Consider the following 15,382-nt stretch of genomic DNA (forward strand, 5'->3'; position numbering starts at 1 on the left):
CTGTTTGGGCGTTTCGTTTTTCGCTATATGGCGAACGACTTCGTTGATCGGTTTCTGCACTACCTTCAAGTCATATCTCTGGGATAATCTAGTAACTCAGTACGCTGAGAAGGGTATCTGGAGGAAGTAATGGACAACGTGATCAACAGCGGCAATGAGCCTGAGGCTTTGACGAGCGAATTGAGTCAAGCTGATATTGCCGCGCTTGGTGTCGGTGCTCCCACGCAGTCCAAGAAAAAGGGAAAGCGCCATCTGGGGATCATCATTGCGGCTATCGTGTTCGCGGTGTTGATCGTCGCGTTGGTGGCTTCGTTCTTCGGTGCCCGTTGGTATTACAAAGACAAGGCGGCGCCTGGCGTTCATCTCGGCAATGTGGCCGTGGCCGGGCAGAATGCCGGGCAGTTGAAGCAGATCGTCGACCAGCAGGCACGCAGCTCGAAAGTCGTCATCACCGACGGGCAGGGCAAGAAGGCCACTGCCAATTTCAAGGACCTGGGCGTGAAGGTCGATACCGATAAGACCGTGCAGAATCTTTTGGCCGCCAAAGGTCAGGGTGCGGGTCGTGTCGTTCCCTTCCAGAAAACCCAAGTCAAGCTCGCGGCCAACGTCACTGACTTGCCGATTGATACCTACTTGACCAATACGTTCGTGCAGGACGGTGACAAGGCCGTTCCTTCCAGCATTGCGTTTGACGGCAATTCCAAAACTTTTGTGGCCCACGCGGGCCACGGCGGGCGCTCGCCGGAAATGAACGGCGTCAAGAAGTCCGTCAATACCCTTCTCTCCGACCCGGGGCAGGTCAGGTCCGTCAGGATCTCCTACAAGACCATCGATACCCCCATCACCGAAGAGACTGCCCGATCCGCCGCTGACAGCGCGAACAAGATTCTGGCCAACAAGATTGTTGTCACCAACGGTGATACCGGCAAGTTCGAAGTGCCAGTGGTCCAGCTCGCCTCTTGGATCAAGCCTGACGCCGATCTCGAAAAGGGCACCATCAAGCTCGACATCGACAAGAGTGCGATTGCCGGCTATATGAACAGCGAAATGCCCAAACACCTCGATCAGGACATGGTCAGCCAGCAGGATATCGTCGACGGCTCGGGCAACGTGCTCGTCACCATGACCAAGGGCGTCAACGGAGTCAAGGTCAAGGACGGCAACGCTGTGGCCGATCAAGTCTACAACGCCATGACCGGCAGCCAGCCTGCCACTGTCCAGGCGGCGGCGGACATCACCAAATTCGACGTCAAGCAGACCAAGTCCGAAATGCGCATCGTCGTCGACCGCTCCACCCAGACCGCGACCGTCTACAAGAACGACCAGCAGGTGCAGTCCTTCCCGGTGTGCACCGGCAAGCCGGGTCACGAGACCAGCCTCGGCAACTACGTCATCAACGTCCGCTACACCGTGCAGACCATGCGTGGGGCGGATTATGTCACACCCAACGTGCAGTGGGTCAGCTATTTCAACGGTGGCCAGGGCTTCCACGGCGCTCCTTGGAACCCTACGGGCATCGGCACCGGCGACCCGGCCGGCCACGGCTCGCACGGCTGCGTCAACATGAACGTCTCGGATGCCAAATGGATCTTCGACAACTGTCCGCAAGGCACGTTGGTCCAGGTCGTCGGCGCCCAGCCCGGAGGCCCGGTTCGTTAAACACGGGTCCGTCCGATTTTCAATGGTTAAGCGCTTTGTTTGTTTCGGCAAGCAGAGCGCTTAACCAATTTAAGGACGTTCGGCTGTATCCAGCTGTATTCGGGTGTTTGTCTGCATTCGACGATCGTCAGGATGGTTGCAAAATCTTGGACTCTGATTGAGGGCTACGGCGCAAAACGACGGGTTTCGCGAAATGCAAAACGGAAAGTGATTGATGCTGTAGTCTGGCAGTATGAGCGAAAACAGTATCAATGATTTTGATGAGACCGAAGAGGCCGGCAATGCCGATACCTCCGATTCCGCGATGGCCAGCGGAGCTTCCAAAGCCGTTTCCTTAGACGTGCCCGACCACCTGCAATACTCCGCGGACCATGTCTGGGTTGACGATGCGGACGGCCTGGCCGTCATCGGGCTGACCGAATACGCGGCCTCGCAGATGGGCGAGATCGTCTATGTCGATTTGCCTGAGCCGGATACCCCGGTACGTGCCGGCGACGAGATCGTGGAAATGGAAAGCGCGAAAACCGTGCAGAACCTCATCTCCCCGGTCGAAGGCACCGTCAAATATGTCAACAGCGCCGTCGCCGAGGACCCGCAGGTCGTCAACAACGACCCGTACGGCGAAGGCTGGATTCTGAAGATCGAGATGGATGATGACGAGCCGGAGCTGATGGACTCGGATCAGTACGCCGCCATGGTCCGTCGCGCGCAATAATCGGCCGGAAACGCTGGATAATCGATCACCGGTATTTTCATAATCGATAGTTAATATTATTTCGTGGTAAATTGATAACCGTATGATCCCATCAATACAGTAAATACATCCAGCAGTGAACGAACGGAAACGAATGGTACGCAAACGCGTCACACAGCACGTCGACCCGGCCCAGGCCGGCGAAATGCCCACAGTGCCGATCGAGGTGCACCGCGCTTCCACATCGTTTGATTCTGCGAAGACCATCGGTACCTCGCCGCATCGGTTCGGCGATTCTTGGGTCCAGGGCAGCCGAAAGGTCATCACCGAAGGTTTCGGCGTGTGGACGCGATTTTCGACCAGGCTGGTGCGCAAGTGGGGCTGGTACCCGAAGGTCGAGCCCTACGCCGGCTATGGCACCGACGATTATGCCAGGCTCGTCTGCAGGACGGTGATGGCACCGGGTGGCGCGCGTTCAGGTGAGCTGATACGTGGCATCCGCGGCATGCTGGCGGTGCCGGCCTCAGGGGTGCGCGTCAAAATCGAGATTGACGGCGTGCCGGTCAATCAGGTGCAGGTCGGTGTTTCGGAGGTCTACGACCCCTACGATTCCTCGCGCGAGACCAGTTGTGAATACGCAGTCTCCGACAGCGCCGGTTACCTTGATTTGGTCGCCGAACGCGGCAATACGCCGGGCGTTCATGTGGTTTCCTATCAGGTCGCCGGGCGTAGGAAAGTCACCTCAGAGCTCTTTGTGGTGCCGCCAGGCGCGAAGGTGGGCGTCATCACCGACGTCGACGACACCATCATGGTCACCCATGCTCCAAGCCCCATGAAGGCGGCCTACAATCTGCTCTTGCTCAACCCCAAGAAACGCAGTACCGTACCGGGAATGAGCGCACTGTTTACACGCCTGGCCGACATGATGCCGGACGCGCCGTTCTTCTATCTGTCGACCTCGCCGTGGAACGTCGAAAGCTCGATACGCCATTTCATCGCCGAACAGGGCTATCCGGCCGGGCCGCTGCTGCTGCGCGACCTCGACCCCCGGCCCAAGACTTTCGTTCCCTCGGGCGTCGAGCACAAGCTCCAGTTCGCCGAGCAGCTGATGGAGGATTTCCCTGATATGAAATTCATCCTCATCGGCGACGACGGGCAGAAGGACCCGGTAACCTATGCCACCATCGCGCGGCGTCACCCAGGACGGGTGCTGGCCATCGCCATCCGCGAGCTGAGCCCGAGCGAGTCGTTCGCTTTGGCTCAGGTTACGGGGCTCACCGCCACCCAGCCGATGCCGGTGACCGACGTTCCTGTTTTCACCGGAACCACCGGAGCCAACATCATGAAGACGATGCTGCCATATTTGCGCAATACATTGGGAATTCAGTAGGTTTCCGGCCTCGATCCGGCGGCATGCGGTTGTTCGTTCGATGAGTATAGGCTTGATGCTTATGACTGACGAAACGAACGCTACGACACCAATGACGCAAGGTGCTGACGACCTGGCTGCTCTGAAGGCTTTGGCTGCCCCTCAGGCAAAATGCGAACCGCACTCACGCACGGTGCACGGCGACACCTTCGTAGACCCCTATGAATGGATGCGAGACAAGAATTCGCCGGATTTGCAAGGGTTCGTGCGTGAGGAAAACGAGTATTACCGAGCGAAGACGGCCGGTTTCGACGGGCTTAAGCACCGTCTTTTTGAGGAGCTCAAGTCCCGGGTCGACGAAACGGATATGTCCGTGCCGACACGAATGGATGGATATTGGTATTTCGTGCGCACGCAGGAAGGTTTGCAATACGGGGTGCAGTGCCGTCTGCCGATTGCCGGATCGGACGATTGGGATCCGCCGCAGATCAAGGCGAGTGACGCACCCGGTTCGATAGCGGGGGAGCAGATCGTCTTCGATCCGAACGTCGAGGCGAAAGGCCACGATTTCTTCCGTTTGGGCGGACTCGACCTGACCCGGGACGGCCGCTGGCTGCTTTACGGCGTCGACACCGCCGGCAGCGAACGCTACGACTATCGCATCCGCAGTCTCGAGGACGGCCACGAGCTGCCCGAGGTGTTCAAAGGGATTGCCGAGGCCTGTTTCACGCCTGACGGCAAGTGGGTCTTCTATACCCTGCTTGACCCTTCGTGGAGGCCGTACGCGGTTCGTCGGCACCGGGTCGGCACGAGCATCGACGCCGATGTCGAAGTCTTCCATGAAAACGACGAACGGTTCTGGATCGGCGTCGGGCTGAGCTTCGACGAGCGCAACCTGGTCATCGGTTGCTCGTCCAAAACCACCAGCGAAGTCCTGATGCTGCCGGTCGACCAGCCGGAAGGGGAGTTCAAGGCTTTTATACCGCGTATTGAAGGTGTCGAATACGACGTGAGCTTCGCGCGGTTCGAAGGCGGTGGTGTCGGCGGGGACGATATTCCGGTGGCTTTGGTCTATCACAACGCAAGAAACCCTAATTTCGAGGTCGATATGCTCGATCTGAAGTTGCACGAGCCGCCATATCGGCTCGGTGAGGGAGTGGTCGTGGCCCAAGGGTCGCCGTATGGCTGCGAGCGCGGCAACCTTGTGGAACCCGGGGCTTCCGGCAAGCGTGTGGATACTCCTTATTGGAATATAGTGAACTCATCCATATTGCAAGGCGCTCGCGGGCTTGGTATTGAAGGCATTGCCATGTATCGCAATTTTGTGGTGCTGAGTTATCGCAAAGACAGTCTTCCGCATATCGCGGTGATGACCAAAGACGAGGCGCTGCAGGACTTTCTGGCGCACCGTTCGTGGCGTTTCCGCGAGTTGCGGCCAGACGTGGAAGATGGCAATGAACGCCTGTACTCCATCGGTGCCGGCGGCAACCCTTCCTATGACGTGCCGCGCCTGCGCTATTCGTTCTCGAGCTATACGCAGCCGGGCCAGCTTCGTGAACTTGATGTGGCCACTGGCAAAAGCAGGCTGCTTAAGCAGGCGAAAGTGCGTGGCGGCTTCAACGCAGCAGACTATCGAGAACGGCGTATCTGGGTGCGGGTGCACGACGGCGAGCTGGTGCCGGTTTCCTTGGTCTGGCGGCCGGATCGCTGCAAGGCCATGGCTGCGTTGGACACAGATTTGAGTGGCATTGATGTGTTGGATGCCGCCGGCGACAAGTCCGATGAGCGTCGGTTCTCCTCTGCTGCCCCCGGACCGATGTTCATCACCGGTTACGGCGCGTATGAGACCGACAGCGATCCCGGTTTTTCCGTGGCGCGCGTGAGCATGCTCGATCGTGGCGTGCTTTACGCCGTGGTGCATGTTCGCGGCGGCGGCGAGATGGGCCGCGCATGGTACGAGCAAGGTCGAAGACTCAATAAACGTAATACATTTACGGATTTCGTCGATGCCACCAAGGCCTTGCAGCAGGCCGGGCTTGCCGACCCGAAACGCACCGTCGCCAACGGCGGCTCCGCGGGCGGGCTATTGATGGGTGCCGTGGCCAATATGGCGCCGGAATGTTATGCGGGTATCGAAGCGGATGTTCCGTTCGTGGACGCGCTGACCTCGATACTCGATCCGTCGTTGCCTCTGACGGTCACGGAATGGGACGAGTGGGGAGACCCGCTTCACGACAAGAGTGTCTACGACTATATGAAGTCGTATTCCCCTTACGAAAACGCGCCATTCGGCCCTTGGCAAGGCGACACCGATTCGGAAAAGAAAAGCGGAAAACCTGCCAAGCATTTCCCGAAGATTTTCGCCACCACGTCACTGAACGACACCCGCGTGCTCTATGTGGAACCACTCAAGTGGATCGCCCGCCTGCAGTCGCAAGGGGTGGATGCCATCGTGCGCGTCGAGGTGGAGGCCGGCCACGGCGGGACCTCCGGCCGCTACAAGCAATGGCAGGAAGTCAGCGACGAAAATGCCTGGTGCCTTGACACGATGGGAATCAGCGAATAGCCAAGATTCGGTGCGATTGAAAAATAGCACGGCTTGAGATAGGCGTAACCGTGGTCTTGGCATGATTCGAGAGAATGTCCATTTCCCGGACCAAATAGTGGACAGTGTGATTTTCACGACTATGGTCATGGGCTATGAGCACTAAAAAGACATATCATATCGCCGTCATCCCTGGTGACGGCATTGGCAAGGAAATCATCCCTCCGGCCCAAGAGGTCATGGAGAAAGCCACACAAGGCGTGGCCGACTTCGACTACGAGGAATTCGACCTCGGCTCCCAACGTTATGTGCGTGATGGGGCGGTGCTGCCCGACGAGGATCTCGAGCGTATCAAGAAGACCGACGCCATTCTGTTGGGGGCCATTGGCGACCCTCGGCTCCCGGTGCCGGCCGGCTTGCTTGAGCGTGGTTTGCTGTTGAAACTGCGTTTCGATCTTGACCAGTATGTCAACCTGCGTCCGTCCAAGCTCTACAAAGGCGTCGAGTCCCCGCTTAAGAATCCGGGCGACATCGATTTCGTCGTCGTGCGTGAAGGCACCGAGGGCATGTATTGTGGTGTCGGCGGCGCAATCCGCAAAGGCACCCCACAGGAAGTGGCCACCGAGGTCTCCACTAACACGGCTTACGGCGTCGAGCGTGTGGTGCGTTACGCTTACGATCTGGCGATGAAGCGCAGGAAGCACATCACGCTGGTGCACAAGAAGAACGTGCTGGTCAACGCCGGTGACATGTGGCAGCGCATCGTCGACAAGGTCGGCGAGGAATACCCCGAAGTCAGCCACGACTACTTGCACATCGACGCGACCACCATCTTCATGGTTACCGATCCGAGCCGTTTCGACGTGATTCTGACCGACAACCTCTTCGGCGACATCATCACTGACGAGGCGGGCGCCGTGGTCGGCGGCGTGGGCTATTCCGCCTCCGGCTGCATCAACGCGAGCAACGAATATCCCTCGATGTTCGAACCCATCCACGGCTCCGCCCCCGACATCGCCGGCAAGGGCATCGCCAACCCGACCGCCACCATCCTCTCCGCCGCGATGCTGCTGCGTCACCTCGGCATGGATGAGCCGGCTGAGCGCATCGAGAAGGTCGTCGAGGACGACATCGCGCAAAACGCCCAAAAGCAGCGCACCACGGCCGAAGTCGGACGGGATATTCTCGCAAGGCTGTGACGTCTCAAATAAAGAAAAAATAATACAATATATTGAATAATAATTTCGTAGAATATATTGATATTCATCGGTTTCGGGTGCTTTCCGCCACTTAGAGCACCCGATTCTTTTTTAAAGAAACTGTTCGAAAATGATAACGTCACCCTGCTTTTCCAGCCGGTTTCCAGCATTTTCGCATGATGGTTTCGACCGTTTGGGCTAGGCTTAAGGGTATGAACAATACACCAGATCCACAAGGCGGTCAATCCGGGGCACAAACTCCCCAGGGTTCTGACAATCAGCAAGGTTCCAACGTTTCGCAGGGCCAACAGGGCGGAGCTTATGGGCAATATCAAGGCCAGAGCGAGCAATATGGCCAGTCCCAATACGGCCAGGCCGGTGCTTCACAATCCAGCCAGCAGCCGAATTATGCTCAGCCCAACTACGGACAGCCGCAGCAGTCGCAGTACAGCCAGCCGAATTACGGCCAGGCCGGTTATGCTCAGCCCGACTACGGTCAGCCGAATTACGGTTACGCTCCCGGTGGCTACAGCGATCCATATTCGGCGCAGAATCAAAGCGGTTATCCGCAAGGCCAGCCTTACATGGCCCAATACGGCCAGCCGGAGCCATTGCCTTACGGCTACCAGCCCAAAAGCAAGATGGCTGCGGGGCTGCTGGGCATCTTTTTGGGATGTCTCGGCGTCCATAATTTCTATCTCGGCTTCTACGGCAAGGCCGTGGCCCAGCTGCTCCTGACCTTGGTCGGCTGGATACTTTTCGGACTCGGTCCCGTTGCGGCCTTCATCTGGGGCCTTATCGAAGGCGTGCTCATTCTGAGTTCCAACTACGGCTCACCCTGGCACAGGGACGCCAAAGGCGTGGAACTGCGCGAATAGTACGCTTTAGCTGTTCATAGGCAAGGTTTGAGGAATCTGAACCTTGAGGTTGATCTGTTGTTTTGGTGCGGTGCGGAAACGTGTTGTCGGCGTTTTCGCACCGCCCTTTGATATGGTGATGATTGATGCGAGGCGAATACAAGACCCCCGGCGGCAAGCTGGTCGGGGTCGATGTCGTGGTGGATGCTGCCGGCAAGCCGGTAACCTGTACGATTGACGGCGATTTTTTCGTTCTGGGCGACGATGACGTCGCGCGGGCCATGCTTGCGGATCTCGGAGCAGCCCTTGTCGCAGGCTCGCCGTTGGCCGACGTATTTCGGCGCTATCCGTCGCTCGAACTGGTAGGTGTCGACGCTGCCGCGATATCGAAGGCCTACCAAAGGGCTTTGCGGAAAGAAGAAAACGGTTCTTCAGACGAAAAGGGCCGTTCAATTTGTGCAAATGTTGGTGTTGACGATGTTTCAGACATATTGACGTCAAATGCTGACGCTTTTCATCAAATCCGTAAAAAGCGTTGGAGTTCGTTGCACCCGCAGGTGGTGCATGACGTTACCCGCACTCCTGTCGAACAGATGGAGACGGATGAGGATTGGGCGCGGCAGGTGGCTGCCGGTCAGAGGGCTGCAACGCTGCGCTTTTGGAGCTGGTCCGGACCGGCGGTTGTGGTCGGCAGATTCCAATCCATCGAGCAAGAGGTGGACGTGGAGGCGGCAAAACGAGAAGGTTTTGACGTCGTTCGCCGTAGTACCGGCGGGGGCGCGATGTTCATCGAACCGGGCAAGGTCATTACCTATTCCCTCTACGCGCCCAAGGGATTCGTGGCTTCCGTGCCCCTCGAGGAATCGTTCCGCCTGTGCGACCAGTGGGCGGTCGATGCGCTCAATGGCCTTGGCATTGCTGCGTTTTTCAGCGGTACCAACGATATTGCCTGCGCCCAAGGCAAGATCGGCGGTGCCGCCCAGCGCTTCTTTCCGCCGACGGATGGCGGGCCGGGAGCGTTGTTGCACCATGTCACCCTTGCCTATGACATCGACGCGCAAAAAATGGGGAGGATACTCAAAACCTCTTCGGAAAAGCTCAGTGACAAAGCCGTCAAATCGGCCGTCAAACGGGTTGCACCCATCAGACGGCAAACGGATATGCGGTTTGAAATACTTTCGTCTTACCTCGAAACACGTGCGAAGCTGAGCTACAATTAAGGTAGGTTTTATTTCGACCAGTTTCGACGCAGTGGATTTCTGGTGGCAAGCGAAGCAATTTTTGGAGGTGCGATCTCGTGGCAAGTCCGAATGAGGCAAGTGAAGCGGACAATGAACTTCTGCAGACGGCATTGTTCAAGCATGTCTCCCACGCCGATGCGGAGGAGCTCATGCCGTACATGAAGCGCGCGGAATTCGAGAAAGGTGACTACATCTTTCATGAGGGTTCCACCGACCAACGCATGTATCTGATGGAAAGCGGCAAGGTGAAGCTCATCCGCGAGGCCAGCGACAACCGTGTGCAGCTGCTGAGCATCCATACCCGAGGTGAGATCCTGGGCGAGATTCCCGTTTTCGATCCGGCAGGTGGCCCGCGAACGGCTTCGGCCATCGCGATGAACAACGGCACCCAGGTCGGTTGGCTCGAACACGACACCCTCTTCGCCTGGCTCAACAAGCATCCGCGCGTGGCCGTGGACATGCTGCAGGTGATGGCCAATCGCATGCGCGCCAACAACGAGCAGATTTCCGACCTCGTCTTCATGGACGTTCCCGCACGCCTGGCCAAGACGTTGCTTGATCTGGCATCGCGCTTCGGCGAGCCTGTGGAATCCGGCGTGAAGGTGCCTCATGATCTGACTCAGGAAGAGATGGCGCAGCTGGTCGGTTCCTCGCGTGAGACGGTCAACAAGGCATTGATGGACTTCGCCAACCGTGGTTGGATCGCGCGAGAAGGTCGCTCGATCATCATCTATCAGCCCGGTGCGCTGATCCGTCGTTCCCGTCATTGATTGATCGCTTCGTCGTATATTCGCCCTTGTTCGCGGCTCGTGGTTTTTAGACTTCGTGCCGCGAATTTTTTATTGGTTATCCGGCAATTCCCAGCTCGTTTTTCAGTAACTTTTTGAGTCTTTCCCGGCCGGTGTACGCAATGGGCGATAAGGCTACGCATTTGGCCGTTTCGGTAGAGGCGATATCCTAGAATGACACCATGCCTCAAATGAAGAACAACCTCACCGCGCGGCGCGTGATCGCCCTGCTGTTGACCTACGTTACCCTTTGCATCGCCGGCGGCGTGGTCGGAGGCATGTTCTTCATACCCGGCGTGCTCGGACTCAACGGCATGGCCCGCACCGTCGCACCGTCGCTCAAAACTGAAGACATCGATTTCGACGTCACCAGTCTGCCGCAGAAATCCACCATCTATGCTTCCGACGGCAAAACCGTTATCGCTTCCTTCTACGCGCAGAACCGCACAGTGGTTCCGCTGCGTCAGGTCTCGCAGCCGATGCAGCAGGCCGTGGTCGCCCGTGAGGATCGCCGCTTCTTCGAGCATTCCGGCGTGGATATGCAGGGCGTGCTGCGAGCCTTCGTGCAGACGTTCATCAAACATGGCGACACCCAGGGCGGTTCGTCGCTGACGCAGCAGTACGTCAAGAATGTATTACTTATTGAAGCGAAGGAAAAGAACGACCCCATCGCCGAATACCACGCCTCGGAAGACACCATCGCCCGCAAGGTGCGCGAGATGCTCATCGCCGTGCAGATGGAGAAGCAATACAGCAAAGCCGAGATCCTGCAGGGCTACCTCAACATCGCCCAATTCGGGCGCAACAACCTTTATGGCGTGGAAACAGCGGCGAAACGGTACTTCAACGTTTCTGCAGCCGACCTCAACATCGGTCAGGCAGCCACCATCGCGGCCATCACCAAGAACCCGGCGCGCTACGACCCGTCGGTGGCCCAAAACCAGCCCGAAGCGCAGAAACAGCGCAATATCGTCCTGGACCTGATGCTGCAGCAGCATTTCATCTCGCAGGGTGATCACGACAAGTTCCGCGCTCAACCCATAGCCAGCACCCTGAACCTGCAGGACAATTCCACGCAGGTCGGCTGCCAGGTCGCCGGAGACGCCGGCTTCTTCTGCGATTTCGCCACCAAGCAGATCCTCAATTCCAAAGAGTTCGGCAAAACCGCCAAGGATCGCACCAAGCTTCTGAACGAAGGCGGGCTGAGCATCTACACCACCATGGACGTGCATGCCAACGCCGATGCCATGCAGGCCGCACGCGACACCATTCCTCCCAACGATCCCAGCGGGTTCGAGGTCTCTATGGCCGCTGTCAAACCAGGAACCGGTGAGGTGCTTGGCTTTGGCCTTAACCGCACCTATGACCCGACCGATGCTGCAAAAAGCGATCCCACGCGCACGGCCGTCAACTATGCGGTCGATCAGAAGGACGGCGGAGGCAGTGGTTGGGAAGTCGGTTCGACCTGGAAGCCCATCAACATGATTGCCTGGATGCAGCAGGGCCGGTCCATCACCGATGTGGTGCACCCCAAGGGCTTCTATCCCAGGCATTCCTTCGCCTGCCCCGGATACACGGGTACCGACAACGGCTGGTCGCCAAAGAATTCGGAAGGTGGAGTCGGTGGTGCCGAATCCGTACTCGACGGCCTTGTCCATTCACACAACACCACTCAGGCCGCCATGGCTGACCAGATCGGGATGTGCCCGATCGTCGATGCCGCGAAAACCGTCGGCTATCACCAAGCCTCAATTGGTGACAAATTGTTTACCTCCAAGAACTGGCCTGGTCCTATGATCATCGGTACCGTCGCGGCCTCGCCCCTGACGATGGCCAACGTCTACGCCACGATCGCGGCCAACGGCGTTGAATGCACGCCCATCGCCTTGAAGAAGGTCGTCAACAAGCAAGGCAAGTCGCTCAAGGTTCCCAGCGCCAACTGCCATCAGGCCATTGACCCGGCCATCGCGCAGACCACCGCCTATGCGATGAATCAAGGTGTCGTCCGCTCCGACGGCCAGGCCAAGAAAGCCCAGCTCGACAACGGGCGCAAGACCTTCGCGAAGACCGGTACCAACGAACAGACGCGTATGTTGACCTCCGGGTTCATTCCCAATCAGGTCGCGACCTTCGTCTCTGTCGGCAATGCCGAATACAACGTCTCCTTCTCCGGGCGTACCATCAACGGTCAGTCCCACAGCTACTGGTACGGTGCCGACATCGCAACACCTGCGTGGACGGAGTTCATGAACAAGTATCTGGCCGACATCAACGCTCCAATCGACAACAGCTATGGCAACCCCGACCCAAAGTTTATGGGCGGTGCCAACGTTTCCGCGGATGCCAACAGCCAACCCAGTTCCGGCAACGGCTATTCGCATAGACGTACCTACCAGAGGACCGAAACACAGAATGAGGACCAGCCGCAAGCCGATCCTCAGGTCGAGCAGCAGGATCTCGACGCAGGGCAGACCGATGACGGGCAGTGAGCCAAGAACGTTTGTGGCGTATTGTTCGCGGTTTGCAATACGTGGTTTTGTCGTGTTCTTGTTTGTATAGGGCTCTATCGTCTTTTGTCTTCCCCGATATGATTTTGATGGCTTCGCGCGTCCGTAGCCCAATAGGTTCGGGTGGATTCAATCCTTACGATTTGGGCATTTTTGTTTTATTTACTGAAAGATTATAGGGTTATCGTTGTCAAAATGTTCGGTTTTGATAAACCTACCAGATGAAACGCTCAAGTGAGTTTGTTTGATGCGCATATTTGTGCGATAATGTTCATATGATTTCGTCACAGCGACAGCATTTGATCTTAAGCAGACTTCGTACCCGCGGCGCGGTACGAATCACCGCACTTTCCAAAGAGCTTGGCGTTTCGGCCATGACGGTGCGACGGGACATCGCCGATCTTGCGGACAAAGGACTGTTGAAACGCGTCCATGGCGGGGCGGTGACTACCAGCACATTGCTCAGCGAACCGCTGTTCTCCGTGAAATCCCAGATGGACATCGGATTGAAGGATTCGATTGCGCAGGAAGCCGTCAAATACGTCTCGCCCGGCGATGTGATCGCCATCGGCGGCGGTACAACGTCTTACATTTTTGCCCAGCATCTGCTGGAAAGCCAGCGAGCGAGCAATATCACCATTCTCACCAACTCGATTCCGGTGGCGGAACTGGTGCAGGCACTGGAGTCGAAGGACGTCGAGGTCATCGTCACCGGCGGTGTGATCACCCGGTCGAACTCGCTGGTTGGCCCGATTTCCGACAAGGTCATCGAATCGCTTCGTGTCAATACCGTATTCCTGGGCACCCATTCCGTCTCGATTCCACGCGGCTTCCTCATGCCGAACTCGCTCGAGGCCGCCACGGACATGGCCATGATGGATATCGCGGACAGGACCATCATCCTGACCGACCACACCAAGTGGAGTTGTACCTCGCTTTCGCTTTTCGCCCGCTTCGACCAAGTCGACACTCTCATCACCGACGAGGGGCTCGACCCGACTTCGGCCGAGGAGACGCGCAAGCTGGTCAAGCACCTGGTTTTGACGAAGGGCCCGGGTCAGGTCGAGGAGTGAAAAGTCCATGCTCGGCGGGTTGAACGCTCACGATCGATTGTTGGAAGGTGATGGTTCGCACACTGAAGTCGACCCGAATGCATTGCAAATGAGCATTTGGCATTTTTGACAATATCGTTGCCGGCGGCAATCGCCTTGAAAAGCGAAAGCCTATGGCTTGATGACATGAAAACCTACGCAAAGGAAAGCAATGAAGCAGCAGGAATTCAAGTATTATCACCCCGGAAAATATGCGTCTGAGCATATTCGCATCACGCCCACAACGCTGGCGGACGGGCGCGATTTCTTCTATCTTGACGACGATCCGGAATATGTTTCCGGCGCGAAAACCCGCGAGCTTAAAGACCCGCGTCCGCTGGCTGACCGCTTTGCGCCGCATCGTGACGCCGACGGCCACGAAGTGCCGTATGCCGAGCCGATCATGCGCCGCGATCCGCTGACCGGCGACTGGATTCCCATGGCGGCGGCCCGTATGAACCGGCCGATTACCGCAGGGCCGGGCGCCACGGCCAAAGGCAACCCGCTCGCCGCACGCAAGCCCGGCGACCCCTATCAGGACGGGGAAGTGCCCGACACCGATTACGACGTGGTCATCTTCGAGAACCGTTTCCCCTCGATGGTGCAGGCGCCTGGTGTGCCGAACGTGGTTTCCTACGTCGACGGCAACCCGCTTTTCGAGCAAAAGCCTGCGGCCGGACGCTGCGAGGTCATCTGCTTCGATCCGAACGAAAACGGTCTGCCTGCCGACCTGCCGGTTTCGCGTCTGCGCACGGTCGTTGAGGCATGGGCCTTCCGTACGGCCGAAATCTCCCATATGGACGGCATCGAGCAGATCTTCCCCTTCGAGAACCACGGCGCGGAAATCGGCGTCTCGCTGGCGCATCCGCACGGCCAGGTCTACTGCTATCCGTTCATTCCGCCGAAGATGGAAACCGAACTCAAACACACGCAGGCCTATTTCGAGAAGACCGGCGGCAATCTTCTGCGCGACATCATGGACGCCGAGATGTCTGCCGGAACCCGCGTCGTGATGCGCAATTCCAGCTGGGTCGCCTACGTTCCCGCTGCCGCGCGCTGGCCTTTGGAGGTTCACGTGGCCCCGGTTCGCGACGTCAAGACCATTGACGAGCTCAACGATCAGGAACGCTGGGATCTCGCCTCGATGTATTCGCATCTGCTGCGCCGTGGCAACGCCTTCTTCGACAAAGGCGACGGCAAAGGCATGGATCTGCCGTATATTTCTGCCTGGCATCAGGCGCCGATTCACGACAGGCGCCGCGAGAACTACCGGCTTAATCTGCAGTTCTTCTCGTTCCGCCGCGCCACCAACAAGATCAAGTATCTGGCCGGTTCTGAATCGGGCATGGGGGCTTGGGTCTCGGACACCACGCCGGAACGCATCGCCGCACGCTTCCACGAGCTCGGTCCGATCGACATCGACTGAGCCGGT

General features: G+C 57.8%; 11 protein-coding genes. All 11 read left to right on the top strand.

From position 1 onward, the window contains the following. The first annotated feature begins 129 nt into the window (after positions 1 to 129). The 11 genes from PT279_RS01880 (at position 130) to galT (ending at position 15,376) form a co-directional block, all read left to right on the top strand. A complete protein-coding gene (locus PT279_RS01880) occupies positions 130 to 1,659 on the top strand; it encodes a L,D-transpeptidase (RefSeq protein WP_277164906.1) in 1,530 nt (509 codons plus the stop codon). A gap of 304 nt (positions 1,660 to 1,963) precedes the next feature. Then, positions 1,964 to 2,374: a glycine cleavage system protein GcvH gene (gcvH, locus tag PT279_RS01885; RefSeq protein WP_277165216.1), complete on the top strand. Its 411-nt coding sequence runs from the start codon at positions 1,964 to 1,966 to the stop codon at positions 2,372 to 2,374. A gap of 133 nt (positions 2,375 to 2,507) precedes the next feature. Beyond that, a complete protein-coding gene (locus tag PT279_RS01890; RefSeq protein ID WP_277164908.1) occupies positions 2,508 to 3,743 on the top strand; it encodes a phosphatase domain-containing protein in 1,236 nt (411 codons plus the stop codon). Between the two features lie 91 nt (positions 3,744 to 3,834). Continuing rightward, a complete protein-coding gene (locus PT279_RS01895; protein WP_277165218.1) occupies positions 3,835 to 6,288 on the top strand; it encodes a S9 family peptidase in 2,454 nt (817 codons plus the stop codon). Between the two features lie 134 nt (positions 6,289 to 6,422). Then, positions 6,423 to 7,466 (top strand): 3-isopropylmalate dehydrogenase, encoded by a 1,044-nt coding sequence (locus PT279_RS01900; RefSeq protein WP_277164911.1) that lies wholly within the window; start codon positions 6,423 to 6,425, stop codon positions 7,464 to 7,466. 212 nt (positions 7,467 to 7,678) lie between these two features. Next, positions 7,679 to 8,344: a TM2 domain-containing protein gene (locus tag PT279_RS01905; RefSeq protein WP_277164913.1), complete on the top strand. Its 666-nt coding sequence runs from the start codon at positions 7,679 to 7,681 to the stop codon at positions 8,342 to 8,344. A 125-nt stretch (positions 8,345 to 8,469) separates the two neighbouring features. Then, positions 8,470 to 9,543, top strand: coding sequence for a lipoate--protein ligase family protein (locus PT279_RS01910; protein WP_277164915.1), 1,074 nt, complete (start codon positions 8,470 to 8,472; stop codon positions 9,541 to 9,543). A 77-nt stretch (positions 9,544 to 9,620) separates the two neighbouring features. Continuing rightward, on the top strand, positions 9,621 to 10,334 hold the full coding sequence (locus PT279_RS01915) for a Crp/Fnr family transcriptional regulator (protein WP_277164917.1): 714 nt from the start codon (positions 9,621 to 9,623) through the stop codon (positions 10,332 to 10,334). 200 nt (positions 10,335 to 10,534) lie between these two features. Further along, on the top strand, positions 10,535 to 12,841 hold the full coding sequence (locus PT279_RS01920) for a transglycosylase domain-containing protein (protein ID WP_277164919.1): 2,307 nt from the start codon (positions 10,535 to 10,537) through the stop codon (positions 12,839 to 12,841). A 293-nt stretch (positions 12,842 to 13,134) separates the two neighbouring features. Continuing rightward, positions 13,135 to 13,932, top strand: a complete 798-nt coding sequence (locus PT279_RS01925; protein ID WP_277164921.1) for a DeoR/GlpR family DNA-binding transcription regulator — start codon at positions 13,135 to 13,137, stop codon at positions 13,930 to 13,932. Between the two features lie 190 nt (positions 13,933 to 14,122). Further along, positions 14,123 to 15,376, top strand: coding sequence for a galactose-1-phosphate uridylyltransferase (gene galT / locus PT279_RS01930; protein WP_277164923.1), 1,254 nt, complete (start codon positions 14,123 to 14,125; stop codon positions 15,374 to 15,376). The last annotated feature ends 6 nt before the right edge of the window (positions 15,377 to 15,382 follow it).

The sequence above is a fragment of the Bifidobacterium sp. ESL0784 genome, assembly GCF_029433295.1.
Classification (GTDB): Bacteria; Actinomycetota; Actinomycetes; order Actinomycetales; family Bifidobacteriaceae; genus Bifidobacterium.